Source organism: Nicoliella lavandulae (genome assembly GCF_037546185.1).
Classification (GTDB): Bacteria; Bacillota; Bacilli; order Lactobacillales; family Lactobacillaceae; genus Nicoliella; species Nicoliella lavandulae.
In genome coordinates, this window is the sequence record NZ_JAWMWH010000001.1 from 891868 (window position 1) to 917448 (window position 25581).

General features: G+C 36.9%; 29 protein-coding genes. 21 read left to right on the forward strand and 8 right to left on the reverse strand.

The features are described from left to right. Nucleotides 1-6 precede the first annotated feature (6 nt). The 17 genes from atpA (at nucleotide 7) to R4146_RS04230 (ending at nucleotide 15341) form a co-directional block, all read left to right on the forward strand. Complete coding sequence (gene atpA / locus R4146_RS04150; RefSeq protein ID WP_339960171.1) at nucleotides 7-1539, forward strand: F0F1 ATP synthase subunit alpha; 1533 nt, start codon at nucleotides 7-9, stop codon at nucleotides 1537-1539. Nucleotides 1540-1559: 20 nt separating this feature from the next. Further along, a complete protein-coding gene (locus R4146_RS04155; RefSeq protein ID WP_339960172.1) occupies nucleotides 1560-2450 on the forward strand; it encodes a F0F1 ATP synthase subunit gamma in 891 nt (296 codons plus the stop codon). A 21-nt stretch (nucleotides 2451-2471) separates the two neighbouring features. Further along, on the forward strand, nucleotides 2472-3887 hold the full coding sequence (gene atpD, locus R4146_RS04160; protein ID WP_339960173.1) for a F0F1 ATP synthase subunit beta: 1416 nt from the start codon (nucleotides 2472-2474) through the stop codon (nucleotides 3885-3887). 12 nt (nucleotides 3888-3899) lie between these two features. Then, the gene (locus R4146_RS04165; protein WP_339960174.1) at nucleotides 3900-4322 is read left to right on the forward strand and encodes a F0F1 ATP synthase subunit epsilon; all 423 of its coding nucleotides are present in this window, start codon (nucleotides 3900-3902) and stop codon (nucleotides 4320-4322) included. A 127-nt stretch (nucleotides 4323-4449) separates the two neighbouring features. Next, complete coding sequence (locus R4146_RS04170) at nucleotides 4450-4689, forward strand: DUF1146 family protein (RefSeq protein ID WP_339960175.1); 240 nt, start codon at nucleotides 4450-4452, stop codon at nucleotides 4687-4689. A gap of 13 nt (nucleotides 4690-4702) precedes the next feature. Next, nucleotides 4703-6016 carry a UDP-N-acetylglucosamine 1-carboxyvinyltransferase gene (murA, locus tag R4146_RS04175; RefSeq protein WP_339960176.1) on the forward strand — a complete coding sequence of 438 codons (1314 nt, stop codon included), beginning with the start codon at nucleotides 4703-4705 and terminating at the stop codon, nucleotides 6014-6016. Nucleotides 6017-6133: 117 nt separating this feature from the next. Further along, complete coding sequence (locus tag R4146_RS04180; protein ID WP_339960178.1) at nucleotides 6134-7141, forward strand: rod shape-determining protein; 1008 nt, start codon at nucleotides 6134-6136, stop codon at nucleotides 7139-7141. A gap of 25 nt (nucleotides 7142-7166) precedes the next feature. Continuing rightward, nucleotides 7167-7442 (forward strand): membrane protein insertion efficiency factor YidD, encoded by a 276-nt coding sequence (gene yidD / locus R4146_RS04185; RefSeq protein WP_339960180.1) that lies wholly within the window; start codon nucleotides 7167-7169, stop codon nucleotides 7440-7442. A gap of 203 nt (nucleotides 7443-7645) precedes the next feature. Next, a complete protein-coding gene (locus R4146_RS04190; RefSeq protein ID WP_339960181.1) occupies nucleotides 7646-7867 on the forward strand; it encodes a DUF2969 family protein in 222 nt (73 codons plus the stop codon). Between the two features lie 37 nt (nucleotides 7868-7904). Beyond that, nucleotides 7905-9110, forward strand: a complete 1206-nt coding sequence (locus R4146_RS04195; RefSeq protein ID WP_339960183.1) for an FtsW/RodA/SpoVE family cell cycle protein — start codon at nucleotides 7905-7907, stop codon at nucleotides 9108-9110. A 313-nt stretch (nucleotides 9111-9423) separates the two neighbouring features. Then, nucleotides 9424-10458: a methionine ABC transporter ATP-binding protein gene (locus tag R4146_RS04200; protein WP_339960184.1), complete on the forward strand. Its 1035-nt coding sequence runs from the start codon at nucleotides 9424-9426 to the stop codon at nucleotides 10456-10458. Beyond that, nucleotides 10451-11143 (forward strand): methionine ABC transporter permease, encoded by a 693-nt coding sequence (locus R4146_RS04205; RefSeq protein ID WP_339960185.1) that lies wholly within the window; start codon nucleotides 10451-10453, stop codon nucleotides 11141-11143. The genes R4146_RS04200 and R4146_RS04205 overlap by 8 nt, the downstream gene beginning before the upstream one ends. 16 nt (nucleotides 11144-11159) lie before the next feature. Next, complete coding sequence (locus tag R4146_RS04210; RefSeq protein WP_339960186.1) at nucleotides 11160-11984, forward strand: MetQ/NlpA family ABC transporter substrate-binding protein; 825 nt, start codon at nucleotides 11160-11162, stop codon at nucleotides 11982-11984. Between the two features lie 132 nt (nucleotides 11985-12116). Beyond that, nucleotides 12117-12494 carry a GntR family transcriptional regulator gene (locus R4146_RS04215; RefSeq protein WP_339960187.1) on the forward strand — a complete coding sequence of 126 codons (378 nt, stop codon included), beginning with the start codon at nucleotides 12117-12119 and terminating at the stop codon, nucleotides 12492-12494. After that, on the forward strand, nucleotides 12481-13359 hold the full coding sequence (locus R4146_RS04220; protein ID WP_339960188.1) for an ATP-binding cassette domain-containing protein: 879 nt from the start codon (nucleotides 12481-12483) through the stop codon (nucleotides 13357-13359). Before R4146_RS04215 ends, R4146_RS04220 begins: the two co-directional genes overlap by 14 nt. Further along, on the forward strand, nucleotides 13352-14140 hold the full coding sequence (locus tag R4146_RS04225) for a hypothetical protein (RefSeq protein ID WP_339960189.1): 789 nt from the start codon (nucleotides 13352-13354) through the stop codon (nucleotides 14138-14140). Before R4146_RS04220 ends, R4146_RS04225 begins: the two co-directional genes overlap by 8 nt. Nucleotides 14141-14222: 82 nt before the next feature. Continuing rightward, entirely contained in the window at nucleotides 14223-15341 is a 1119-nt protein-coding gene (locus R4146_RS04230) for a D-alanine--D-alanine ligase family protein (protein WP_339960190.1), read from the forward strand. A gap of 57 nt (nucleotides 15342-15398) precedes the next feature. Here the strand turns inward: R4146_RS04230 and R4146_RS04235 are convergent, their stop codons facing one another. Together R4146_RS04235 and R4146_RS04240 are read right to left on the reverse strand one after the other, a co-directional pair. After that, nucleotides 15399-16301: an IS3 family transposase gene (locus R4146_RS04235; RefSeq protein WP_339960653.1), complete on the reverse strand. Its 903-nt coding sequence runs from the start codon at nucleotides 16299-16301 to the stop codon at nucleotides 15399-15401. Then, nucleotides 16265-16774 (reverse strand): helix-turn-helix domain-containing protein, encoded by a 510-nt coding sequence (locus R4146_RS04240; protein ID WP_339959675.1) that lies wholly within the window; start codon nucleotides 16772-16774, stop codon nucleotides 16265-16267. The genes R4146_RS04235 and R4146_RS04240 overlap by 37 nt, the downstream gene beginning before the upstream one ends. A 105-nt stretch (nucleotides 16775-16879) precedes the next feature. On the opposite strand from R4146_RS04240, the gene R4146_RS04245 reads away from it, so the two are divergent. Together R4146_RS04245 and R4146_RS04250 are read left to right on the forward strand one after the other, a co-directional pair. Then, complete coding sequence (locus R4146_RS04245) at nucleotides 16880-17461, forward strand: DNA-3-methyladenine glycosylase I (RefSeq protein WP_339960191.1); 582 nt, start codon at nucleotides 16880-16882, stop codon at nucleotides 17459-17461. Nucleotides 17462-17518: 57 nt separating this feature from the next. Continuing rightward, nucleotides 17519-18421, forward strand: a complete 903-nt coding sequence (locus R4146_RS04250; RefSeq protein ID WP_339960192.1) for a helix-turn-helix domain-containing protein — start codon at nucleotides 17519-17521, stop codon at nucleotides 18419-18421. Nucleotides 18422-18473: 52 nt separating this feature from the next. Here R4146_RS04250 and R4146_RS04255 read toward each other — a convergent pair whose 3' ends face one another. From R4146_RS04255 to msrC, 6 genes are all read right to left on the reverse strand, one after another. Further along, the gene (locus R4146_RS04255) at nucleotides 18474-18938 is read right to left on the reverse strand and encodes a universal stress protein (protein ID WP_339960193.1); all 465 of its coding nucleotides are present in this window, start codon (nucleotides 18936-18938) and stop codon (nucleotides 18474-18476) included. A 60-nt stretch (nucleotides 18939-18998) separates the two neighbouring features. Continuing rightward, the gene (locus tag R4146_RS04260; RefSeq protein WP_339960194.1) at nucleotides 18999-19286 is read right to left on the reverse strand and encodes a hypothetical protein; all 288 of its coding nucleotides are present in this window, start codon (nucleotides 19284-19286) and stop codon (nucleotides 18999-19001) included. A gap of 21 nt (nucleotides 19287-19307) precedes the next feature. Then, on the reverse strand, nucleotides 19308-20585 hold the full coding sequence (locus R4146_RS04265) for a replication-associated recombination protein A (RefSeq protein ID WP_339960195.1): 1278 nt from the start codon (nucleotides 20583-20585) through the stop codon (nucleotides 19308-19310). An 11-nt stretch (nucleotides 20586-20596) separates the two neighbouring features. Beyond that, nucleotides 20597-21064: a YueI family protein gene (locus tag R4146_RS04270; RefSeq protein WP_339960196.1), complete on the reverse strand. Its 468-nt coding sequence runs from the start codon at nucleotides 21062-21064 to the stop codon at nucleotides 20597-20599. 100 nt (nucleotides 21065-21164) lie between these two features. Continuing rightward, nucleotides 21165-21773: a 30S ribosomal protein S4 gene (gene rpsD / locus R4146_RS04275; protein ID WP_339960197.1), complete on the reverse strand. Its 609-nt coding sequence runs from the start codon at nucleotides 21771-21773 to the stop codon at nucleotides 21165-21167. Between the two features lie 191 nt (nucleotides 21774-21964). Then, on the reverse strand, nucleotides 21965-22435 hold the full coding sequence (gene msrC, locus R4146_RS04280; RefSeq protein ID WP_339960198.1) for a free L-methionine (R)-S-oxide reductase MsrC: 471 nt from the start codon (nucleotides 22433-22435) through the stop codon (nucleotides 21965-21967). A 168-nt stretch (nucleotides 22436-22603) separates the two neighbouring features. On the opposite strand from msrC, the gene ezrA reads away from it, so the two are divergent. Continuing rightward, nucleotides 22604-24328, forward strand: a complete 1725-nt coding sequence (gene ezrA / locus R4146_RS04285) for a septation ring formation regulator EzrA (RefSeq protein ID WP_339960200.1) — start codon at nucleotides 22604-22606, stop codon at nucleotides 24326-24328. 105 nt (nucleotides 24329-24433) lie between these two features. After that, entirely contained in the window at nucleotides 24434-25579 is a 1146-nt protein-coding gene (locus R4146_RS04290; protein WP_339960201.1) for a cysteine desulfurase family protein, read from the forward strand. Nucleotides 25580-25581 lie beyond the last annotated feature (2 nt).

Here is a 25581-nt window from a genome sequence, read left to right on the forward strand (position 1 = left end):
ACTTTTATGAGCATTAAGGCTGAGGAAATCAGTGCTTTAATCAAGCAACAATTAGCCGGATACAAAGACGAGCTATCAGTTGAAGAAACTGGTGTTGTTACCTACGTTGGTGACGGGATTGCTCGTGCTCACGGTCTAAACAATGCTTTATCTGGTGAATTGCTTGAATTCTCAGATGGCGTATACGGAATGGTTCAAAACCTCGAAAGCAATGATGTTGGTATCGTTGTTTTAGGAGATTTCGATGGCATTCGTGAAGGCGATGCTGTTAAGCGTACTGGCCGAATCATGGAAGTTCCAGTTGGTGAAAATTTGGTTGGACGAGTTGTTAACTCACTAGGTCAACCAATCGATGGTAAGGGTGACATCAAGAATGATGGAACCTTACCAATTGAACGTAAAGCCCCTGGAATCATGGATCGGAAGAGTGTCGATGAACCATTACAAACTGGAATCAAGGCGATTGATTCATTAGTTCCAATTGGTCGGGGTCAACGTGAATTAATCATTGGTGACCGTAAGACTGGTAAGACTTCAATCGCAATCGATACCATCTTGAACCAAAAAGATCAAGATATGATTTGTATTTACGTTGCAATTGGTCAAAAGGATTCAACTGTACGTAGTCAAGTTAATACGCTTGAAAAGTTTGGTGCAATGGACTACACCATCGTTGTTTCTGCTGGTCCTTCTGAACCAGCTCCATTACTTTACATTGCTCCTTATGCTGGGACTGCAATGGGTGAATACTTTATGAATAAGGGTAAGCATGTTTTGATTGTCTACGATGATCTTACAAAACAAGCTAACGCTTACCGTGAATTATCACTTATTTTACGTCGTCCTCCAGGTCGTGAAGCTTATCCTGGTGATATCTTCTACACCCACTCACGTTTACTAGAACGTTGTGCTAAGTTGAGCGACAAGTTAGGTGGCGGTTCAATTACTGGTTTACCAATCGTTGAAACCCAAGCCGGGGATGTTTCTGCATATATCCCAACTAACGTTATTTCCATTACTGATGGTCAAATCTTCTTAAACGCTGATTCATTCTACTCTGGAATTCGTCCAGCCATCGATGCCGGAACTTCTGTTTCTCGGGTTGGTGGGGATGCTCAAATCAAAGCGATGAAGAAGGTTGGTGGGACCCTTCGTTTGGATCTTGCCTCATATCGTGAATTGGAATCATTTGCTCAATTTGGTTCTGATCTTGATGAAGCAACCCAAGCTAAGTTGAATCGTGGGGCTAGAACCGTTGAAGTTCTTAAGCAACCACTTCATGATCCACTACCCGTTGAACAACAAGTCCTTGTACTTTTCTGTTTAACTCGTGGATTCTTAGATTCAATTGAACTTGAAGATATTCAACGTTACCAAGATGAAGTAATCGACTTCTTCAAGTCCAACCACCAAGACTTATTAGACAGTATCGTTAAGACTGGTAACTTACCAGACGAAGATGATATGGCTAATGCAGTTAAGGAATTTGCTTCAAATTTCCAACCAAGTCAATCACAAAAAGACGCACAAACTAACTAGCTTGAAGGGATGGTGAGAAAATGGCTTTAAATGATGTAAAACATCGAATTCAATCGACTAAGAAAACACATCAAATTACAACTGCGATGGAAATGGTTCAAACTGCTAAGTTAAACCAAATTCAAAAACACTCCGTCAACTATGATCAATACGTTTCACGGGTTAAAGCAGTTGTATTGCATTTAGCTAAGACTCATTTATTAGATAACTTTAATTCCTCAAGTAAGTCTGACCAAAAAGGAAAGACAGCCTATTTAGTTATTACGTCTGATCGTGGAATGGTTGGAAGTTATAATAGTAATGTTATTCGTGGTGCGAATGAATTTATTCAAAAGCACACGCCAAATTCTGATGATTACCTATTATTAACGGTTGGTGGAAACGGTGCTGACTTTTATAAGAAGCGTGGCGCAAACGTTGCTTATGAATATCGTGGTGTTTCCGATATTCCTACTTTTAGAGAAGTTAAGGAAATCGTTGATACAGTAACATCAATGTACAATGATGGCGTATTTAGCGAATTATATGTTTGTTACAGTCACTTCGTTAACCGGGTGACTTCAAACTTTCGGGCTGAAAAGATGTTGCCATTAGACAATGATACAATTAATACAGGGAAGAGTGGCGATGTGCAAGCATCCGAAATCGGACCTACTTATGACGTTGAACCAGATGAAGGTTCCGTATTGAAGGTTGTTATTCCTCAATACACTGAAGGGTTAGTATTCGGGGCAATCCTAGATGCTAAAACTTCTGAACATGCATGTAGTTCATCTGCCATGAGTGCTGCTTCTGATAATGCAGAAGATTTAATTGGTAAATTGCAATTACAATATAATCGAGCTCGTCAGGCTGCGATTACCACCGAAATTACTGAAATTACTGGTGGTCAAGAAGCCTTGAAGCATTAATATGGGAGGAATTAACGAATAATGAGTACTGGAAAAATTATCCAAGTAATCGGACCAGTTATTGACGTTGAATTCCCTGCGGATGTTAAATTACCTGATATCAATACCGCTCTTAAAGTTAAGAGAGGCGATGATACTAAGGATTTAGTTACCGAAGTTATGTTGGAATTAGGTAACGGTATTGTTCGGACCATTGCCATGGACGGAACCGATGGTTTACGTCGTGGAATGGATGTTGAAAATACTGAAGCACCTATTTCAGTTCCAGTTGGTGACGATACCTTAGGACGGGTATTTAACGTTCTCGGTGATCCAATCGATAACGGCCCTGAATTCGGACCAGACGCTGAACGCTGGCCAATTCATAGAAACGCCCCAGCATACGACGAATTAAGTACTTCAACTGAAGTGCTTGAAACCGGAATTAAGGTTATCGACTTATTAGCACCATACATTCGTGGTGGTAAGGTCGGACTATTCGGTGGTGCCGGTGTTGGTAAGACTGTTTTAATTCAAGAATTAATCCATAATATTGCTCAAGGACACAACGGAATTTCCGTGTTTACCGGTGTTGGTGAACGGACTCGTGAAGGAAATGATATGTACTTCGAAATGAAGGGTTCCGGTGTTCTTAAGCAAACTGCCATGGTGTATGGACAAATGAACGAGCCACCTGGTGCACGGATGCGTGTTGCCTTGACTGGTTTGACCATTGCTGAATACTTCCGTGATGCTAAGGGTACTGATGTGCTATTGTTCATCGATAACATCTTCAGATTTACTCAAGCCGGAATGGAAGTTTCAGCCTTGTTAGGTCGGATTCCATCAGCCGTTGGTTACCAACCAACGTTAGCTACTGAAATGGGTCAATTACAAGAACGGATCACATCAACTAAGAAGGGTGCCATTACATCCATCCAAGCTGTTTATGTTCCTGCCGATGATTATACCGACCCTGCTCCAGCAACTACTTTCGCTCACTTGGATGCAACGACCAACTTGACACGTTCATTAACTCAACAAGGGATTTACCCAGCCGTTGATCCATTGGCATCAACTTCAACTGCCTTAGACCCTGCTATTATTGGTCAAAAGCATTATGAAGTTGCTAATGAAGTTCAACAAGTACTTCAAAGATATCGTGAACTACAAGACATTATCTCTATTTTAGGGATGGATGAATTGTCAGATGAAGAAAAGACGATCGTTAACCGTGCTCGTCGGATTCAATTCTTCTTATCACAAAGCTTTAGTGTTGCTGAACAATTTACTGGTTTACCTGGTAAATATGTCCCAGTTGAAAAGACCGTTGATAGTTTCAAGGCTATCTTAGATGGTAAGTATGATGACGTCCCAGAAGATGCCTTCAGAAACTGTGGTCCAATCGAAGACGTTGAAGAAAACGCTAAAAAGATGAAGGCAAACGCTAACAACTAAGGAGGGTTCTAATTGGCTGATAATTCAGTATTAACCGTTAGTATCGTTACTCCTGACGGAATGGTTTATCAAAATGACCAAGCCCAACTAGTAATTGTTAAAACTAAAACTGGTGAACTTGGGATTATGCATGATCACCTTCCAGTTATCGCTTCATTAGAAGTTGATGAAGCTAGAGTTAAATACGATAATGGTAAAGAAGATGAAATTGCCGTTAATGGTGGTTTTGTTGAATTCTCCAATAACGTTTTAACCATTATTGCCGATAGTGCTGAAAAGCGCGGCGATATTGATGTTGAACGTGCTGAACGTGCACGTGAGCGAGCTCAACAAAAGATCCAAGAAGCACAACAAAAGCATGATAGTGACGAAATTACTCGTGGCCAAATTGCTTTACAACGTGCCGTTAACCGGATTCACGTTGCTCGTCATTAATAAACTTATTAAAAGAGATTGTAAAAGTTATAACTTTTGCAGTCTCTTTTTTTGCTATGTTACAATTATCGAATATGAAGGAATTTTAGTAAAATTTGTGATATAGTTATGTAATAAGGAAGGTTAAATGATGCATTCAAGTTGGATTGTTTCACTAATGACCATTATTAGTCATTTGTTTTTTATCTCAGTTGCTTTTTGGTGGATTCAAGATCTCCACATTGAGCGGTACATTCGAATGCATGAACCGCAAGCAAAGGTAATGATTGTAATGTTATCAGTAGTATTTGGGTTTATCTGTAGCTCATTTTTTATTGACATCATTAATGCAATTATTAACCTGTCTTCCCTATCTAAATCACTATAGGAGGTTTGTTGTTTTGGATAAGATTGTTGTACAGGGTGGCAATCGGTTAGTTGGCGAAGTACATATTGAGGGCGCGAAAAACGCAGTTTTACCTCTATTAGCTGCTTCGATTTTAGCTAGCAAAGATGAAGTAACCCTAGATAACGTTCCATTACTTTCGGACGTTTATACTATGAACGAAGTACTTCGTTTCTTAAACATTAAAATTAACTTTAATAAAAGTAAAAATCAAATCACTTTAGACGCGACTAAGGATATTTCCTCAGAAGCACCGTTTGAATACGTTTCTAAGATGCGGGCATCAATTGTGGTAATGGGGCCATTATTGGCTCGATTAGGGCATGCTAAAATTGCGATGCCTGGTGGTTGTGCCATTGGTTCACGGCCAATTGATCTCCATTTAAAGGGATTTGAAAAATTAGGTGCCCGGATTGAACAACATGATGGATATGTTGAAGCGTTTGCTGAAGATGGCCTAGTGGGTGATAGTATCTATCTAGACTTTCCTAGTGTAGGGGCAACGCAAAATATCATGATGGCAGCTACATTAGCCAAGGGTAAGACGGTCATTCATAATGTGGCACGCGAACCAGAAATCGTTGATTTAGCGGTCCTATTGAACTTAATGGGAGCTAAGGTAAGTGGTGCTGGCACTGAAACCATTAAGATTACTGGAGTTGAATCCCTTCACGGAACTCAACATACAGTTGTTCAAGACCGGATTGAAGCTGGTACCTTCATGGTAGCTGCAGCAGCCACTAATGGTGACTTATTGATTAAGGATGCGATTGCAGAACACAATAAACCATTGATTGCTAAAATGCGCGAAATGGGCGTTAAGGTTATCGAACACGATAATGGCATTGAAGTGATCGGGACTGATTATTTAAAACCAACTGATGTTAAAACGTTGCCTTATCCAGGCTTTCCAACTGATATGCAGCCTCAAATGACTGTATTACAGTTACTAGCCCATGGGACGAGTACGATGACTGAAACTGTGTTTGAAAATCGGTTCATGCACTTGGATGAATTACGCCGGATGAATGCCCACTTTACTATTAATGGGCGGACAGTAGTAATGGAAGGCCCCACTGACTTTAATGGGGCTGAAGTGGCTGCAACTGATTTAAGAGCCGGCGCTGCATTGGTGATCGCAGGACTAGTTGCGAAGGGAATTACAACGGTTGGGAATCTCCAATATTTAGACCGTGGTTATTATGATTTCCATAAGAAGTTAGCTGCCCTTGGTGCTCAAATCAAGCGGATTAACGTTAGTGAAGACGGTAAGATCGTATTACCACAAGGGTCTAAGCAACCTAAATAAGTATAATTGATTAGAAAGGAGTTCATTCGAACTCCTTTCTTTATATGTCAAGATATATAAATTATGCTATAATTAATTAGTTGTATTAATAGTTTTTTTTCAGGAGGAAATTGCAAGATGGCAAAAGACATCGGCATTGATTTAGGTACTGCCAACGTATTAATCTACGTAGCAGGTAAAGGAATTGTTTTAAACGAACCCTCAGTTGTGGCTGTGGATGTAAAAACAGAAAAAGTATTATCAGTAGGTAGTGAAGCTTATCGGATGGTGGGACGGACACCTAGCAATATTCGGGCCATCAGACCATTGAAAGATGGAGTTATTTCTGATTTTGATGTCACTGAAAAAATGCTTTCATATTTTATTAATAAGTTGAACGTTAAGGGCTTTATGTCCAAGCCTAAGATTATGATTTGTGCACCAACTAACATTACTAACATTGAACGTAAGGCAATTATTCAAGCTGCTGAAAAGTCCGGCGGTGGTAAGGTTTATCTTGAAGAAGAACCTAAGGTTGCTGCAATTGGTGCTGGAATGGATATTTTCCAACCCCGTGGAAACATGGTTATTGACATGGGTGGTGGAACCAGTGATATCGCCGTAATTTCATTAGGTGATATTGTAGCAAGTAATTCAATTCGAGTTGCTGGTGACAAGATGAATAATATGATTGTTAACTACATTAAGGATAAGCATGGTCTAATTATTGGTGATCATACTGCTGAACGGATCAAGATTGAAATTGGAACGGCAGTGAAAGATCCTGAATCAGAAGTACGGACTAAAGAAGTTCGTGGTCGGGATGCTTTAAGTGGAATGCCACGTTCCATTACGATTAATAGTAATGAAATTTGTGATGCATTAGCAGATGCGGTTAGCACCATTGTTTCTGGTGCTAAGGATGTCTTAGAAGTAATTCCACCAGAATTAGCTTCAGATATCGTAGATCGTGGAGTAATGCTTACTGGTGGTGGTGCATTATTACGGGGAATTGACCAAAGAATTTCAAGTGAACTTACGGTCCCTGTTTTAATTTCTGAAAAGCCATTGGACAATGTTGCACAGGGTGCTGGTGCGCTATTGGAACACTTAAACAAAACTGAAGATAAGACTAAGACCGAATAATTAAGCCCAAAAAGCAGGTGATTTTTTGCGTTGGTTATTGATTCAATTAGTGCGGGGTTATCAAAAGGTAATTTCACCACTAACGCCACCAAGTTGTCGTTATTCACCAACTTGCTCTGATTATATGATTACTGCAATTAAAAAACACGGGGCAATCAAAGGCGTATTGATGGGTATCTGCCGGATTTTACGCTGTAATCCATTTATTCATGGTGGCTATGATCCAGTTCCTGATCATTTTACAGTTTTTAGGAATAAACGAGCGCAAGCAGAATATCGCCGCTCAATGAATTTGAAGTAGTCGATCTGGTTTCGACTACTTTTCTTTTTAGAATGAATGGTAAATTCCTAAAAACAGCAATTATGAGTAGTGGTGTTCAAGCTACCAAGTGGTATGATGGTGTTTCAAAATCTGATCGATGTGATCACCTAATGATTAGATATTAGGGTACCGGTGTTAACGGAAGCAAATAAAATATAAATTTATATACGAGAGGATATAAAATGAGTAAGAAAAAACAAAACATTGAAGTTAACCTAGATGAAAAAAAGGATTCACAAGGGCATCAAGTCCAAATTTTAAAAATTGGTTCTGATGTGATTGGTGAAATTAAGAGTCTTGAAGATCGGATTGAAGCTAATTTCCGTAACAAGAAGACTTTTAATGTAAAGTCCGTTGAAGAAGGAATTGAAAAATTAATTAGTGAATATCATTTACACAAGTAATATTTACATTTAATATCGAAATGGGGGCCTGATTTCATTGGTTCAAAATAACGAAAGCGATAGTAATGATCGCGACAATCGGATTGATTGGGGAATTATCTTTAGCGTAATGCTATTGGCAGTGATTGGAATTGCTTCGATCTATGTTGCGGTTTCCCATGATAATAATTCAGCTAGTGTTGTTAGTAAGCTAGTGCCACAGATATTATGGTACGCAATTGGGGCCGTGGCCATTGTAGTTATTATGCAGTTCGATTCTGAACAGCTATGGCGATTAGCGCCATTAGCGTACTGGTTTGGAATTGCGTTGTTAGTCTTAGTGTTATTCTTTTATAGTCGAGCCTATGCTGCTCAAACTGGGGCTAAGAACTGGTTTGCGATTGGGCCGTTTACGTTTCAACCGTCTGAAGTGATGAAGCCAGCATACATTTTGATGCTGGCTAAGATTACGGTTCAGCATAACGACCAGATGCCACATACGCCTAAAAATGATATCTTATTACTTTGGCAAATGATTTTATGGACATTGCCAATTGTGATTTTAATGAAGTTACAAAATGACTTTGGGACCATTTTAGTGTTCGTTGCAATCTTTGTCGGCTTCATGATTGTTTCTGAAATGAGTTGGAAGATTTTAGGGCCACTGTTTGGTGCAGGCGCATTGGTTGGTATCTTTACCTTATGGTTAGTTACTTCTACACCAGGACGTAATTTATTGACGCATTTAGGATTTCAACTTTATCAATTCCAACGGATTGATAGTTGGTTGAATCCTTCTGCTGATACTACTAACCAGGGGTATCAATTATGGCAAAGTATTAAAGCCGTTGGTTCTGGTGGAATTACTGGAACTGGATTCAATGTTTCGAAAGTTTACGTTCCAGTGCGTGAATCTGACATGATTTTCTCCGTAATTGGTGAAAACTTTGGTTTTATTGGTGGTTGTATTTTAATCTTTATCTACTTCCTCTTAATTTACCAAATGATTCACGTTACGTTTGAAACGCGAAACGTCTTTTATGCTTACATTTCCACTGGTGTAATCATGATGATTTTATTCCACGTATTTGAAAATATTGGAATGAGCATTGGGTTACTACCATTAACTGGGATTCCGCTACCATTTATTAGTCAAGGGGGATCTTCGTTGATTGGAAATATGATGGGAATTGGTTTGATTATGTCGATGCAGTATCATAACCGTAGTTATATGTTCAGTCGTCGTTCAAAGAATTTTTCATAATCTGATTTGACAATAAAATGATTAGTTTGTATACTATTAATTATTAATTAAAGATGAGTAAATGATTAGTAAACACGTCAGAAAGCCTTCGGTTGATGTGAGAAGGTGTTACGGTCATTGAAGATGGTCTGAAAACAGGTTATTGATGAGTTGTAAATCAATTAGTCAATAATGAGTAACGAACATTATATCGTTAAGTAAACTTACTTATTAAGGCTGTTATCGTGAGGTAGCGGTAAATAAAAGGTGGTAACACGAAAACTCTTCGTCCTTTACTTGGGATGGAGAGTTTTTTATTTAGGAGGAATTTATTTTGATTAAGTTTAAAGATGTATCAAAAGTTTTCCAACTAAAGGATAGCCAACTAAAGGCAGTTAACGACGTCAATTTAACAATTGATGACGGTGATATCTTTGGAATTATTGGTTATTCTGGAGCTGGGAAGAGTACGTTGGTTAGAATGTTAAACGGGTTGGAAACCCCTACGACTGGATCAGTTGAGATTAATGGTCACGACATTGCTAAATTACATGGTCGTGAATTACGTGATCAACAAAAGCAAATTGGGATGATTTTTCAACACTTTAATTTGCTATGGTCAAGAAGTATCATTGATAATGTAATGCTACCATTAGAATTAGCGCATGTGGCAAAAGCGGAACGCGTTGAAAAAGCGAAGAAGTTAATTGATTTAGTTGGTTTAAAGGGTCGTGAAAACGACTACCCATCAGAACTATCTGGTGGTCAAAAACAACGGGTCGGAATTGCACGGGCATTAGCGAATGATCCTAAAATCTTGATTTCTGATGAAGCAACGAGTGCTTTGGATCCCCAAACAACTGATGAAATTCTAGACCTATTAATTAAAATTAATAAAGAACTAGGCATTTCAATCGTGTTAATCACCCATGAAATGCACGCAATTCGTAAAGTGGCTAAACACGTTGCGGTAATGCAAGATGGGGCAGTGGTTGAAGAAGGTAGCGTTAGTGATATCTTTAACCATCCTAAACAAGCAATTACCAAGCGCTTCGTAAGTGAAGATGACGCTCATGATAGTAACGATACAATGATGGCATTAGATGAATTAGTTAACCGTTATCCAAACGGTTCCATCATTAAATTGACGTTCAGTGGTGATCGTTCACAATCACCAGTAGTGTCACAAGTGGCTAAGCAACGACCAAATCTAGAAATTAATATTATTGAAGGTTCACTTCATCCAACCCAAAATGGAACCCTTGGAGTATTAGTAATTCAATTATTGGGTGATGAAAATGAACAAAAACTGGCAATGAAAGATTTTGCTGAATTAAAGGTAGAAACGGAGGTATTGAACCGTGGATAATCAAGGTTTAAGTTCATATTTTCAATTTCATAATGTCAATTGGCCTAATATGTGGTCAGCAACCTGGGAAACGGTTTGGATGACATTGGTATCCATGATTTTGGTGACCATCATCGGAATTGCATTAGGGTTAATTTTATTTGAAACTCGTAACAAACAAGGCTTTTGGTATCGAGTATTAAACTTAGTTGTTTCAGCGTTAGTTAATATTTTTAGATCAATTCCATATATTATTTTAATTGTGTTACTATTGCCAATTACTAAGAACATTGTGGGGACCATTATTGGACCCACTGCCGCAATCCCATCATTAGTGATTTCAGCAGCTCCATTTTACGCTCGGATGGTTGAATCTAACTTCCGTGAAATCGATAACGGAGTGATTGAAGCTGTTAAGTCAATGGGAGCTACTAATTGGGAAATTATCTGGAAAGTTTTAATTCCAGAAAGCACCCCCGCATTGATTGCCGGTGCAACAGTTACCACCATTTCATTGATTTCATACACAGCAATGGCTGGGGCAATCGGTGCCGGTGGATTGGGGAACCTCGCATATCTTGATGGATTCCAATCTAACAACAACAGTATTACGTTAGTTGCGACTGTGATTATCTTGATCTTTGTGTTTGTTGTTCAATACATTGGTGATACATTTGTAAAACATACTGATAAACGTGGTCTATAATTAAGGAGGTTCAAAAATGAAAAAAGTTGGTTTCTTTCTTTCCTTAATTGTTGCCTTCGTTGCACTATTGATTATTGGTCCCGGAGAAGCCCATTCTAAGAATTCACTTACGATTGGGGCTTCTAATGTTCCCCATGCGCAGATTTTGAACCATATTAAACCAGAACTTGAAAAAGAAGGGGTGCATTTAAACATCCGAGTATTTCAAGATTACGTATTGCCAAATAAGGCCCTTGCGTCTGGTGAATTAGATGCCAATTACTTTCAAACGGTTCCATTCTTACAACAATGGAATAAGCAAAATAATGGACATTTAGTTAATGTTGGATCTGTGCACTTGGAACCAATGGGAATCTATTCCAAGAAGGTTAAACGACTTCAGGATTTGAAACCTAATTCAACGATCTTAGTTAGTAACAATGCGCCTGATTATGGAAGAATTTTGGAATTATTCCAACAAGCCGGATTAATTAAGATTAAAAAGGGTGTTAACATTACCCAGGCTAACTTCTCTGATATTGCAAGTAACCCTCGTCACTTAGTATTCAAGAATAGTTATGAACCAAAACTATTGCCTGAAATCTATCAAAATGGTGAAGGGGATGCCGTAGCCATTAATGCTAACTATGCAGTGCAAAGTGGTTTGAATCCTAAGAAACAAGCAATTGCTTTACAAAAGAGTAGTCCAGATTCACCATATAACAATATCGTTGCCGTTCGGAATGGTGATCAAAACAAGAAAAACATTAAGAAGTTAATGAAGGTCTTGGAATCTAAACCAGTTCAAAAATGGATTTACGATCATTATAAGGGTGGCGTATTGCCTGCTCATAAATACTAATTAATCAAGGATGACTGCCAATGCTGGTGGTTATCCTTTTTAGTTTGACTTTAATTATCCCAACATGTATAGTTAGTTACATAAGTAATTAACCTATTGGTGAGGGATTACTAAGGATAAGGATGTGATAATATGCAATTCGATTTCGATAGTGCAGAACCGATTTACTTACAGGTAGCTAACCAAATCGAAGATGCTGTGTTTACCGGAGCGTTTCCGGAAGACGAGCAAATTCCATCGACGACTGAAATATCTAAACAATTTCACATTAATCCAGCGACGGTATTAAAGGGGATGAATATTTTGGTGAACGACGGAGTTTTAGAAAAGCGTCGTGGAATGGGGACGTTTGTTACAGCTGATGGTCAAGATAAAATCATCGAAAAACGACGCTCTAAGTTTTATGATAATTTTGTTTTGGACCTGGTGGATGAGGCAACTAAGTTAAAGCTGAGTGAAGCGGACGTACTAAAATTAATTCAACGGGGGTTTCAAAATGAGCACAATTAAAGTTGAACATTTGAATAAGCATTTTCGTAAGCAAAAAGTGTTGGATGATATTAATCTAACCTTTGGTTCCAATCAAATTTATGGCCTTTTAGGGCGTAATGGAGCGGGCAAAAGTACGTTACTAAATATTATTACGGATCGCATCTTTGCTAGCGCTGGTCACGTTAAATTAGATGGCGAAAATTTACATGATAATGGTGACATGCTTGCTAAAGTGTTTATGATGAGTCAGGATAATTTATATCCTGATTCTATGAAGGTAAAGACAATCATTAAAACGACGGCTACGCTTTATGATCATTTTAATCAGCCCCTAGCTGATGATTTAGTTAAAAAGTTCGATGTGAATTTGAATACTAAATTCAGCAAATTATCAACAGGATACCATTCAATTGTTAAATTGATTATTGCTTTGTGTGTACCAGCATCCATTATCATCTTTGATGAGCCGACGCTTGGTTTGGATGCTAATCATCGGGAGTTATTTTATTCTGAATTAATTCAATCATACAGCGAAACCCCACGAACAATTATCATTGCGACCCATTTAATTGATGAAGTAGCTAATCTTGTGAATAACGTTGTGATTATTAACGATGGGCATGTAATCGTGAATGATGATAATGAAACGGTGATAAAAAAAGCCCATACCATTACAGGACCGGAAAAGGAATTAGATGGATATTGCGATGGATTGAACATAATTGGTAGTAAACGACTTGGTAATCTTAAAACAAATTATATTTATGGACCATTAAATGATCAACGCATGCTGCCAGATACAGTTAAAATTGAAGGGTTAGATTTACAAACCCTGTTTATTTATTTGACCAAACGAGATGGGGAGGTAATCAATAATGAGTAGCCGGACCAAAAGAATGTTTATGATTGATTTAAAGAATTATTTTAAAGGATTATGCATATTTCTTCTGATTTTTGCAATTGTGTTTATGGTGTTACCATATTTGATTAATGGATTTAGTGGACATGGATGGACGGCTTCTGTCTTTTCTAATGATCTTGGTGGCTTTCTTAGTGGGCTTGTTTTATTGTTCACAGGTTCCTTAATGGCTGGAAACTTTTTTGAGAATTCATTTACCATGAAGATGCAAAATGGTTTTTCCAGAAGCCAAATTTTTAAAAATAATATAACTCTAATCGGCTTTTTATCCATTCTTTTAGTACTTTTTAATATCATCATTAATCCCAATCAATTTCTTTGGTTAAATGTGTACAAGAACTTTTTTAAAACCTCCATTATTGATTATGTCTTATTCTTATTGATTTCTATTTTATTAAATTACTTAGTGATTTCGTTATTTAATTTTTTAGGGGCTTTCTTTAACCTGTTTTCAAAAAAGATTCGCAAATGGGTAGTATTGATTTTTTTCGTTGGTTGGACGATTGCAATAATTGCGTTAACTGGTTTTGCCGTGCGCGGGGTAATTCAACTTATTTCTGCTCATTGGATCAATCGAGATACTCTTATTAGCATTCTTGAATTTACGATGACTTTATTATTTGGTTATCGTAATCATGGACCGTACAATCCCATCAATTTAATTATCACTCTGACGGTTATTAATGGGCTAATATCATTGTTAACGCGCTTTGTAACATTACGTTTAACGATTCATCGAAATTAAAATTATTAATAAATGCCAACATTGTATGCATTAATATGCTATAATGAAGTTTCCGAGAATATAAATAGGACGGTATAAAAAAATGACAAAGAAAATGCATGTTGCACTCCTCTTTGGGGGTAATTCTTCAGAACATGATGTTTCGAAGCGTTCTGCTCATAACATCTACGATGCAATGGATAAGGATAAGTATGAAGTAAGCTTGTTCTTGATGACTAAGGAAGGCTACATTCTTAGTGACAAAGATTCACATCGCGTATTTGATGGTGAAGATGAGGATGCAGTCGTTGAATCAGTATTACCTAACGTTGATCAATCAGATCCATTAGCAAATATTGCTAACTTGGGTAAAATTAAGGATGTTGACGTTTTCTTCCCTGTAATTCATGGTAATTTAGGGGAAGATGGTACCATTCAAGGACTCTTCAGACTACTTCAAAAGCCATGGGTTGGTAGTGGAATCTTAGAATCTGCAATGGCCTATGATAAAGACATTACCAAGAAGATGTTAGACTTATACGGCGTTCAAAATACTAAGTATGTATTATTAACGCCAGATAACTATAAAGATCATCCATATGAACAATTAGCGGCTGAATTAGGCAGTAAGATTTTCTTGAAGCCAGCTAACCAAGGTTCTTCAGTAGGAATTCATGAAGCAAATAATGCTGAAGAATTTAAGGCGGGACTTGCTGATGCGTTTAGATACGATTACAAGGTATTGGCTGAACAAGCAATTGAAGGCCCAGAAGAACTCGAAATTTCCATTTTAGGAAATGAAAAACCAATTGCTTCTAAGTTGGGGGCAATTCGGGTTCCTAAGAATGATAAATTCTATACTTATGAAAACAAGTTCGTTGATGCCAGTGAAGTTCACTTTGATATTCCAGTTAAGGTATCGCAAAAATTAACTGATCAAATTACTAACATGGCATTAACTGCTTATAAAGCCCTTGGATTAAAGGGTATGGCACGGATTGACTTCTTAGTATCTAAAGATGAAGAACCATACTTGGGTGAAATTAATACGCTACCAGGATTCACGAATATCAGCCTTTATCCACAACTATGGAATGCATCTGGAATTTCATATACTGAATTAATTGATAAGTTAATTGACCTTGCGTTCAAAGAATTTGATCGTCGTAAGCAAATTCATCATGACTTTACGCCACTTGGTAAGGAAAAATTATCTAAGTAATTAAAAAAACATCTATGATGTGCACCCCAAAAGTTGTACATTATTATATTGTTTTTCCTAGGCGGAAAGTTTCCGGTATTGAACCGGTGACTTTCCGCCTAGTTTTGTTTTAATACGATGATTATTGTAATAATCAATCCATATTTTCATTGACGACATTAAATCTTCTTTAAAGTCATAATTACAGTCCATGATTTCAGCTTTCATAATATGGAAAAATGATTCCATAGGTGAGTTATCTATACAATTCCCCTTACGGGACATACTTTGAAATATCTTATTCTTCTTAAGCTCTTTTTGCCAGATATGACTTTGATACTGAGCTCCCTGATCACTATGAATTGTCGTTCTGTATGGTAAATCCTTAACTAATTGAATAACTTCTTTCAACGGTTTCATAACACAGTTCATATTTGGATGGCTGCTAATGTTATAGGATATTATTTCACCAGAAAATAAATCCATAATAGGTGAAAGATAAATACGATGATTAATATCACAATTTCCATATCTGAATTCACTGATATCAGTACAGAGCTTTTGATATGGTCTGTCAGTATTAAATCTTCGATTTAATTGATTTGATTTAAGTTTTCCAACCTGACCACGATAGGAATTATACTTACGTGTTTTTCTTGAATATGATGAAGATAGTAAATTATTCTTTTTCATTATCTTTAATACTAGTTTGTGGTTAACACGGTATCCACGATTAGTTAATTCTAAACACACTCTTCTATATCCGTAGGATTTATTTTTATCTTTAATATCCTTGATAATTTTAGCGATTTCAGCGTGCTTATCAGGCTTATTTTGGATTGATCTAATATAATAATAAGTACTTCTAGATATCCTTAATGCCTTTAGTATTAATGTTTTAGTGGTATGGTATTTCAGCCTTAGTTCGTCGATTATTTTAATAATTACTTCTGGTCTTCTTCGTCGTCTAAGGCCCTCAATTTTTTTAAGAAGTCATTCTCTATTCTCAACATTAAATTTTCTTCTTCAATCTTCTTCAATTTTTCTTTATCGGTATTAGTATTGTTTGATTCGGCTTTGTTAGTTTTCCTTTTTGTCATGGCTTTTCTTTCCCTTCGGGACAATAAACCATCAATACCTTTTTGCTCTAGTCGTTTTTCCCAAGTCCAGATAGTTGATGGAGAAGGAATATTAAAATGATAAGCTGCCTCTGGATAAGATGATTTAGTCGTTTTCATCCAGTTTAATATATATTGTTTCTCTTTGGTAGAGTATTCGATTATATTCTTTCTTTTTTTAAGACCATTTAGTCCATGTTTTTTGTAACTCTTAACCCAACATAAAACAGTATTTCTACTTTTAACTCCAAAGTTTCTAGCCACCATTTGCGATCCCATACCGTTTAGGTATGCGTTAATTACATTTAATTTATCTTCTACTTTATATTTAGACACAAAAAAACACCCCAAAGTTTTGTACAAACTTTGGGGTGCAGTGCACCACTAGTTGGATGTTTTTTTAATTTGTTTACGTATTTTACATTATTGGAGGGATGCTTGATGGTAGTACGTTGTAAGTGGGCAGAAAAGGATGCCTTATCGATGAGTTATCATGATCATGAATGGGGAGTGTCAGAATTTGATGCCCATCGGTTATTTGAGTTATTAACATTAGAGATATTTCAAGCTGGATTGAGTTGGACCACTATTTTGAAAAAGCGAACCGCTTTTAGGACTGCGTTTGCGAACTTCGATTTTAATGTCGTTAGTAAATATGGGTCCCATGAATTTGAAGCATTATTGAATAATGCTTCAATTATTAGAAATCGGGCTAAGATTCAGGCAACTATTGATAATGCTAAGGCAATTGTTCGTTTAACGAATAGTGGAATGTCATTGGTTGATTTAACTTGGCAGCCAACTCATTATCATCCTTTGAACCATTTTAGAGAACAAGCTGAACAACTGGATGTAAGTCAATTTTTGAAGCCCTATTTGGCACAGTTTAAACAACATGGCTTCAAACGGCTAGGACCAACGACCATGTATTCTTTTTTACAGGCAGCTGGCGTGATTAATGATCATCAAATAAATTGTTATAGATATAAACAAATTGTTAATATTAAAATTAATGATTGCTAATAATAATTAAATCATATTATAATGTTAGTATAAATATAAGAAATGAGGATACCGCATTTGGCACCATTAAATACGATTGACATTAAGTCTGGTTCGATTAAGATATTAGGTAGCTTAATTCAAAAACAGCGTAAACAAAGGGGACTCAGTCAATCTGAGCTCGCTGATAATATCTGTTCACAGGGTTTAATTAGTCTAATTGAAAATAAAAATATTGCTCCTAGCCTAGATGTTATCTATAATCTTTGTCTAAAATTAGAGTTAAAACCAGAGGATGTGATTATCAGAAAACATGCTGATAATAAAACGTTTGATAAAATTGAGGCAGCGATTTGGAATCATGAATATGAAGTTGCTGATCAATTAATGCGTCGTTGCAAGGTGACCAATTTAGATAGTAACTATTTAAAGGGGCGTTACTACTGCTATCTAGGTGAAATTGAGTATAGATTAAACCATAATTATCGAGCAGCGATTAAGGCCTTTAACGAAGTATTACTAAAATATAGTGGACTTGCGAACCGTAGCTTATACACCACCTGGTCTCACGTTGGAAATGCGAAGGCATATTTAAAATTAAATGAAAATGACCAAGCCCACGAATTTATGAATTTATCGATGGGGTATTTAAAATTACATCAACTAAATGAACATGATAATTTTAAGCTACTAGTTGATATCTATGTTGAATCCATTCGTTTGTATCAAGACCTATCTAAATTTAAAGAAGCCCTTCACTTAAGTGAAGATGCGTGTCAATTCTTAATTTCTATAGATTCGATGTACCAAATGGGGGCGCTTAATTTAGCAATGGCCCGGAGTTTAATTGCTGATCAAGCCCATGCCAAGGCAATCAATTACTTAGATAAAGCCAGTTTATTTTGTGATTATTATAATGACCATTATGTTTTGAACCAAGTCAATGCCTTAAGAGCTAAGGTTGATAAATCAATGGCATAGTAAAAGGATATTCTTAATTTCATCTTTAAGAATATCCTTTTTGATTTTAGATTTAGTTTTGACTGGCTTGATTTGAAGCATCGGTTCTAACGATTAGAACGTCACATGGGGCATATTTACTTACATAATCAGTTACAGAACCCATAACTAAGCGTTCGAATGCACTTAATCCGGTTGCCCCCATAACGATTACATCGGTATGGTAGCGTTTAGGCATTTCTTTGGCAATGACCACCTTTGGTGCACCGTATTCAATTGAGTAATCGATATTGGTAACCCCAGCATCATTAGCCTGTTTTAAATATTCATCTAATGTTTTCTTAACATTATCAGTTGCTTCATCAATCATTGAGCTGTCGAAGCTTGAAATGTTTTGAAATGCACGGGTATCAATGACGTGAACCATGTGAATTGCAGAACCATTATTTTTGGCAACTTCCACCGCTTTATTAAAAGCTAATTTTGCTTCTTTAGAACCATCTACTGGGACTAAAATGTTTTCATATTTAGTTAACATTATTCCCACCTCCGACTTAATTCTAAGTGGTTTTAAGATTGAAATAAACTAAAAGGCTTATTATTTTTTACCAAAGAATTGGGCCATGGTGATTTGAAAAATAATGACCAAGAAGCACGCAATGATTAGGAACCAAAATAATAATGCATCGTTATTTAGGAATAATGGAATTAGGCATAAAACACCAAAAATCACAAAGATGATTCCAAAGACTTTCATGACTAAACTAAGGGATGCAATGCTTTCTGGATGAAAAACCAAAAAGGGCTTCTTTTGATGGCGTAGGGCAAAGATGCCTAGTCCGATCATGATAACTGCAAAAATAATGGTTAAGATACTTACTAACATTAATTATGACTCCATTCTATTTTAGTTACCCCGTTGGGCATTTTGAATTCGATAGTACTGTTGTGCAAAGGCAGCTTCATACTTACCATTGGTTTTGGGTTGGTAATATTCAGCATTTTTTAGCTTATCTGGTAAATATTGCTGTTTGACCCAGTCGTTAGCAAAGTCGTGGGGGTATTGGTAATCAATTCCATGACCAAGTTTTTTAGCGCCACTGTAATGCGCATCCTTTAAATATGGTGGAATCTCACCATAGTTACCCTTTTTAACATCGCTAATGGCGGCATCAATTGCATTAATTCCTGAATTAGACTTGGGTGAAATACATAGCTCAATGATGATATCGGAAAGGGGGATGCGGCCTTCTGGTAGGCCTAATTTGTCTACAGCTTGAACGGCAGTTACGGTACGAGCGCATAGGGCCGGGTTAGCAAGGCCAATATCTTCATATGCAATGACCATTAATCTTCTAGTCAGTGAATTTAAATCACCAGCTTCAATTAAACGAGCTGCATAATGCAAAGCGGCGTTAGTATCAGAACCACGGATCGATTTTTGAAAGGCGGAAACAACATCGTAATGGGCATCGCCATTTTTATCAGCGCTTAATAGCTTTTTTTGCACGCATTCTTCAATATCAGCAGTAGTTAAATGAATTACCCCATCATCATCTGCATCGGTCGAATTAGCCGCTAATTCGAGTGCATTGAGTGCACTTCTTAAGTCACCATTGGTACTGGTGGTTAATAGTTCAAGTGCATCATCAGCTAACTCAATTTTGCGAGCTCCTAATCCGCGTTTTTTATCAGTTAGTGCTCTTTTTACAGCAACTTTAATGTCGGCGGAGGTGAGGGGATGCACTTGAAAGATTGCAGTTCGACTTCTGATGGCAGGATTAATATTAATATATGGATTTTCAGTGGTTGCCCCAATTAATATGATGCTTCCGCTTTCTAGTAATGGCAATAAAAAATCCTGTTTCGTTTTATCTAAACGATGAATTTCATCTAATAGTAAAACGACTGTGCCACTCATCTTAGCTTCTTCAGCGACAATTTGTAAATCTTTTTTAGAATCAGTGGCCGCGTTTAGCATGCGAAATGCATACTTAGTTGATCCAGCAATGGCGCTAGCGATACTAGTTTTACCAGTTCCTGGAGGACCATATAGGATCATCGACGATAGGGTCTTAGCCTTTACCATTCGATTAATGATTTTACCAGGGCCGACTAAGTCTTGTTGACCAACGACTTCTGATATTTGTTGCGGCCGCATTCGATATGCTAACGGTTGTTGCAAAGAGGTTCCTCCTATTTAAACAAATGCTTTAGCTTATCCATAAATGACTGTGGTTTAGCTTCAGTTGGTTGACTGGATTGGTCAAATAATTGTGGATATTTTTGATGGACTTCAATTTGTCCTTCATTAATGGCAGTGGGTGCTGCAAATACAACGCCGTAACTGTCTGGTTGATTGAAGTAAAACGAGTCATTGCGGATCGTGAACTTAATATTATTTTGGGATGCAATTTTGATATATGGGCCGGTTTGGGATTGATCCAATTGACCATTAACGATTAATTGAAAATCCGGGTGGGCTTTAGCATCTTCTTGAAAGGCTGTTTGAGCTTGACTAGAGTCTAAATCCTTAATCATGATCGCTAATGAAACCCGTTCTCTGAATGTACCCAAGTACTTACGTTGTTCATCTGGGTTAATTTTCGGGGTTCCATACGATGATTGTTCTAAACGATTGTTTACACTGTTATTATCTGGCATTTTAAAATCCTCACTTTAATTTACTTTTAGTGCTTTCTATTTTATACAAAAAAAGTGTTTCGCGAAAGCGAAACACTTTTGAAACGGATAAAAATCCATATTATAGTTTGTTGTAGTATTCAACGATAAGTGATGGATCGATATCAGCATTAAGTTCATCACGTTGTGGTAAACGGTTTAATGAACCTTCTAACTTATCAGCATCAAAGGTAACGTATGCTGGACGACCAACAACGGCTTCAACAGCATCCTTGATGATTTGTAAGTCTTTTGACTTTTCACGAACAGCAACCACTTGGTTAGGAGCTACTTCGTATGATGGAATATCAACACGCTTGCCATCAACAGTAATGTGACCGTGGTTAACTAATTGACGTGCTTGACGACGAGTAGTAGCTAAACCTAAACGGTAAACTACGTTATCTAAACGACGTTCTAGTAATACTAAGAAGTTATCACCATGCTTACCTTCTCTGATCTTACCTGCACGAACGAATAAGTTAGCGAATTGACGTTCAGTCATACCGTACATGTAACGTAGCTTTTGCTTTTCACGTAATTGAGTACCATATTCTGAAAGTTTTTGACGACGACCTTGACCATGATCACCAGGTGCGTAAGGACGACGAGCTAATTCTTTACCAGTACCTGATAAAGATACACCAAGACGGCGAGAAATTCTCCAACTTGGACCTGTATATCTTGACATAATAAAATTCCTCCAATTATTTTTTGGAGTAAAATAATCCGTATATACACTTAGTATTCGTGCATATTGCTTTGCAATGTTCACCTCAGCAGCCGGAGGGTTACTTATTGAACCAATGTGGCAACAATATGTTGACGAGCTTACCGTGTACCGCTGCATTATTTTACACAATTACTTATTCTAGCCATTATTTACGCAATTGTCAAATGCTTAACGAATGTTGAGACGAATTGAGCCAATTCTAATTCATCTGATTCTGAAAAACGATTTACAATGGGTGAATCGATATCTAACACGCCTAAGCGGATTCCATTAGGAAGATTGATGGGGATAACAATTTCAGATTGACTGTCAGCATCACAAGCAATATGGCCAGGAAATTCATGAACATCTCGAATTCGTTGAATTTTGTTTTGTTGAAATGCGGTTCCACAGACCCCACTACCGTTTTTAATATGGACACATGCGACTTTACCTTGAAATGGCCCTAAAATTAGTTCATTTTGGTCCGGTAAATAACGATAAAACCCAGCCCAATTAACGTTATCCATGGAACTATATAGTAATGCTGATGCATTGGCCATGTTAGCAACTTGATCAGTTTCATTGGTTAATAGTGCGTCCAATTGTTGGACCATCATGGATGGTTGTTGATTATTCATTAAATTTCCTCCTAAATCAAAGCTAGTTCAAAAAATCATATGTTATAATTTTAATATAGCTAGTGATTTTTAGCTAGAAATTAGCTATAATAAAATGAATAGTATCATTATTTAATTCGAGAGAAAATTAATAATATCGACTTACTTTAAAAAGGTGTGGAATCATTTATGGGAAATTCAAGTGTGGGAATACTAATTGCAATTGTTGTAATTGTATTATTATTTTATTTATCAGTCGTTACCTATCAACATTACATATTAAAACAAGTGAAGGCACTTCAATCGAAGCTCGACCAAGCACAATCGATTCCAATTCAAGAGGAGTTGGACCATGCAAATGCTATGCATTTATCTGGAGAAACACTTGAACAACTAAAGGGGTATGAAGAAGGATACCAACAAATTGTGACCGAGAATTTTGTTGAAATTAATGAAAAGATGAATACAGTTCAAAAGAACAGTAAGACCCTTAATTTCTTCAAAACCAACCAACTCTATCGTGCATTAACTCAACGTTTATCGGAAGTGACGCAGCGTATCCAATTGATTCAAGCGGGATTAGCTCAAATTAAAGACTTGGATAAACAACACCGCAAGGTAATTAACGATTTAACAGCAGATTATAAGCAAATGCATTCGACATTGCTTAGTAAAAATTACCTATATGGACCCACTACTGATAACCTAGAAGCGCGGCTAACAAAAGTTGAAACTAAATTCGCAGAGTTTAAAAAATTGACTGAAGATGGTGATCATGAGACTGCTGAAAAGCAGTTGCCAGAGTTGAATGGTCAGACTAAACAATTAAAAGCGTTCTTTGAAGAAATTCCTGCAATGTTTAAGAGCTTATCAGTTGAATACCCAGAACAAATTGAAGAAATCAAGCACGGTCATGAAGAAATGGTGAAAGCTGGTTATAAATTTCCGGATGACAATATTGATGGAGCAATTGATTTTGTAAATGAGCAAGTTCAAAAGAATTTAACTAATTTAGAGGATTTAGAAATTGCCCAAACTAAGAGTGGCAATCATCAAATTGATAAGATGATCGATCAACTTTATGATTCAATGGAAGATGAAATTAAATCCAAAAAACGGGTTCAAAAACAAATTGATTTAATTTCTGCTTATATTGCTCACGCCCAAAAGCAAAATATTGCGTTAATGGATGAATTAAAGCAATTAGATAAAAATTATGATTTAGAACATCATGAAATTGAAACCACCCGTGAGTTAGCCGAACAAATTAAGCAAATTGATATTACCCAACAAAATGACCTAGAACTCATTGCCGAAAATGAAGCAGTATATTCCATCATTTCTGATCATATCAGTAATGCCAAGAAGGCATTGAGTCAAATTGAAGCTCAACAACGTGAAATCAATGCATCGGTTGCTAACTTAAATGAAGAAGAAGAAGCCGCGGTGAATACCATCCAAAACTTTGAATTAAGAATGCACACGATGAAACGCAAGCTAGAAAACCTAAATCTACCAGGAATTCCTGATGATTACATGGATGCATATACCTTAGTCGGTAAAGAAATTCAACAGTTATCTGGTGATATGAATCAGACTAAAATCAGTATGGATGATATTAATCAACAAATTATGGTGATTAAATCAGATGTTGATAATCTATCCGAACGCACGAATACCCTGTTGGACAGTGCTGCACTTTCTGAAGAATTGATGCAATATGCTAATCGTTACCGTAACTCCCATGCAGAAATTGCAGAAGCTAGTCAACGAGCACATTACTTGTTCGACCGTGAATATCAATATGAAGAGAGTTTAAACGTGATTGCGGATGCATTAAATAAAATTGATCCGGCAATTTATCAAGATATTCAACGTGCATACTATCAACGTAAAAATAATCGTACTGACTAAAAGTAACCATTTATGTTATTCCCATAACATAAATGGTTTTTTTCTGTTATAATATACAATTAGAATTTTGTATGGCCGGACTAATAATTTAAAAGAAGGTTTATTATGATTTATTTTGATAATAGTGCGACTACGAAGGTTGATCCATCAGTATTAGATACTTACGATCAGGTAAGTAAAAAAATCTGGGGAAATCCTTCTAGCTTGCATCGTTTTGGAGAAGAAGCTTTTAATTTATTAAAACAATCACGAAAACAAATCGCTGATTTATTGCATGTCCAACCCAATGAAATCTTTTTTACCAGTGGTGGTACAGAAGGTGATAACTGGGTCTTAAAGGGGACTGCAATTGAAAAGCGTAAGTTTGGAAAACACATTATTACGACTGCAGTTGAACACCCTGCGATTCACAATACTTGTGAACAACTTAAACAATTGGGGTACGATGTTACCTACTTACCAGTTGATAAAGAAGGGCGAATTTCAATTGATGATTTAAAGGCAGCGATTAGAAAGGATACCATTTTAGTATCTATTATGGCAGTCAACAATGAAATTGGCACCATTCAACCAATTAAAGAAGCAGCCGAATTATTAAAGGAATACCCAAGTATTCACTACCACATTGACGCGGTTCAAGGAATTGGTAAGGGGATTAGTGACTTGATCATGAATGATCGAGTTGATTTCATTACCTTTTCTGGTCACAAGTTCCATGCTCCTCGTGGCGTTGGCTTTATTTATAAACGGGCTGGTAAGAAAATTGCCCCACTAATGACTGGTGGGGGCCAAGAAAGCAACCTCAGAAGTGGAACTGAAAACCTACCAGCAATTGCTGCGATGGCCAAGTCATTACGGTTATTATTAACTGATGAAAAGCAAAAGGCTGATCACCAAGCTGCGATTAAGGCGAAGATTTATGACCACATCAAAGACTTTGATAAGGTTACGATTTTCTCTAAGGACCAAGCTAATTTTGCCCCTCACATCCTTTGTTTCTCAATTTTAGGGGTACGGGGTGAAACGATTGTCCATGCGTTTGAAGATCATGATATTTATATTTCAACAACGAGTGCTTGTTCTTCAAAAGATCACGTTCCATCAGCTACACTAACGGCAATGAATGAACCTGCTGAGTTATGTACTAGTGCGGTTCGGGTATCACTAGATGCTAATAATACGTTGGCAGAAGCTGAAACGTTTAACCGCGTTTTTGATCAACTCTATGAAAAGTTTAGTAAGTTAAGTTAAGG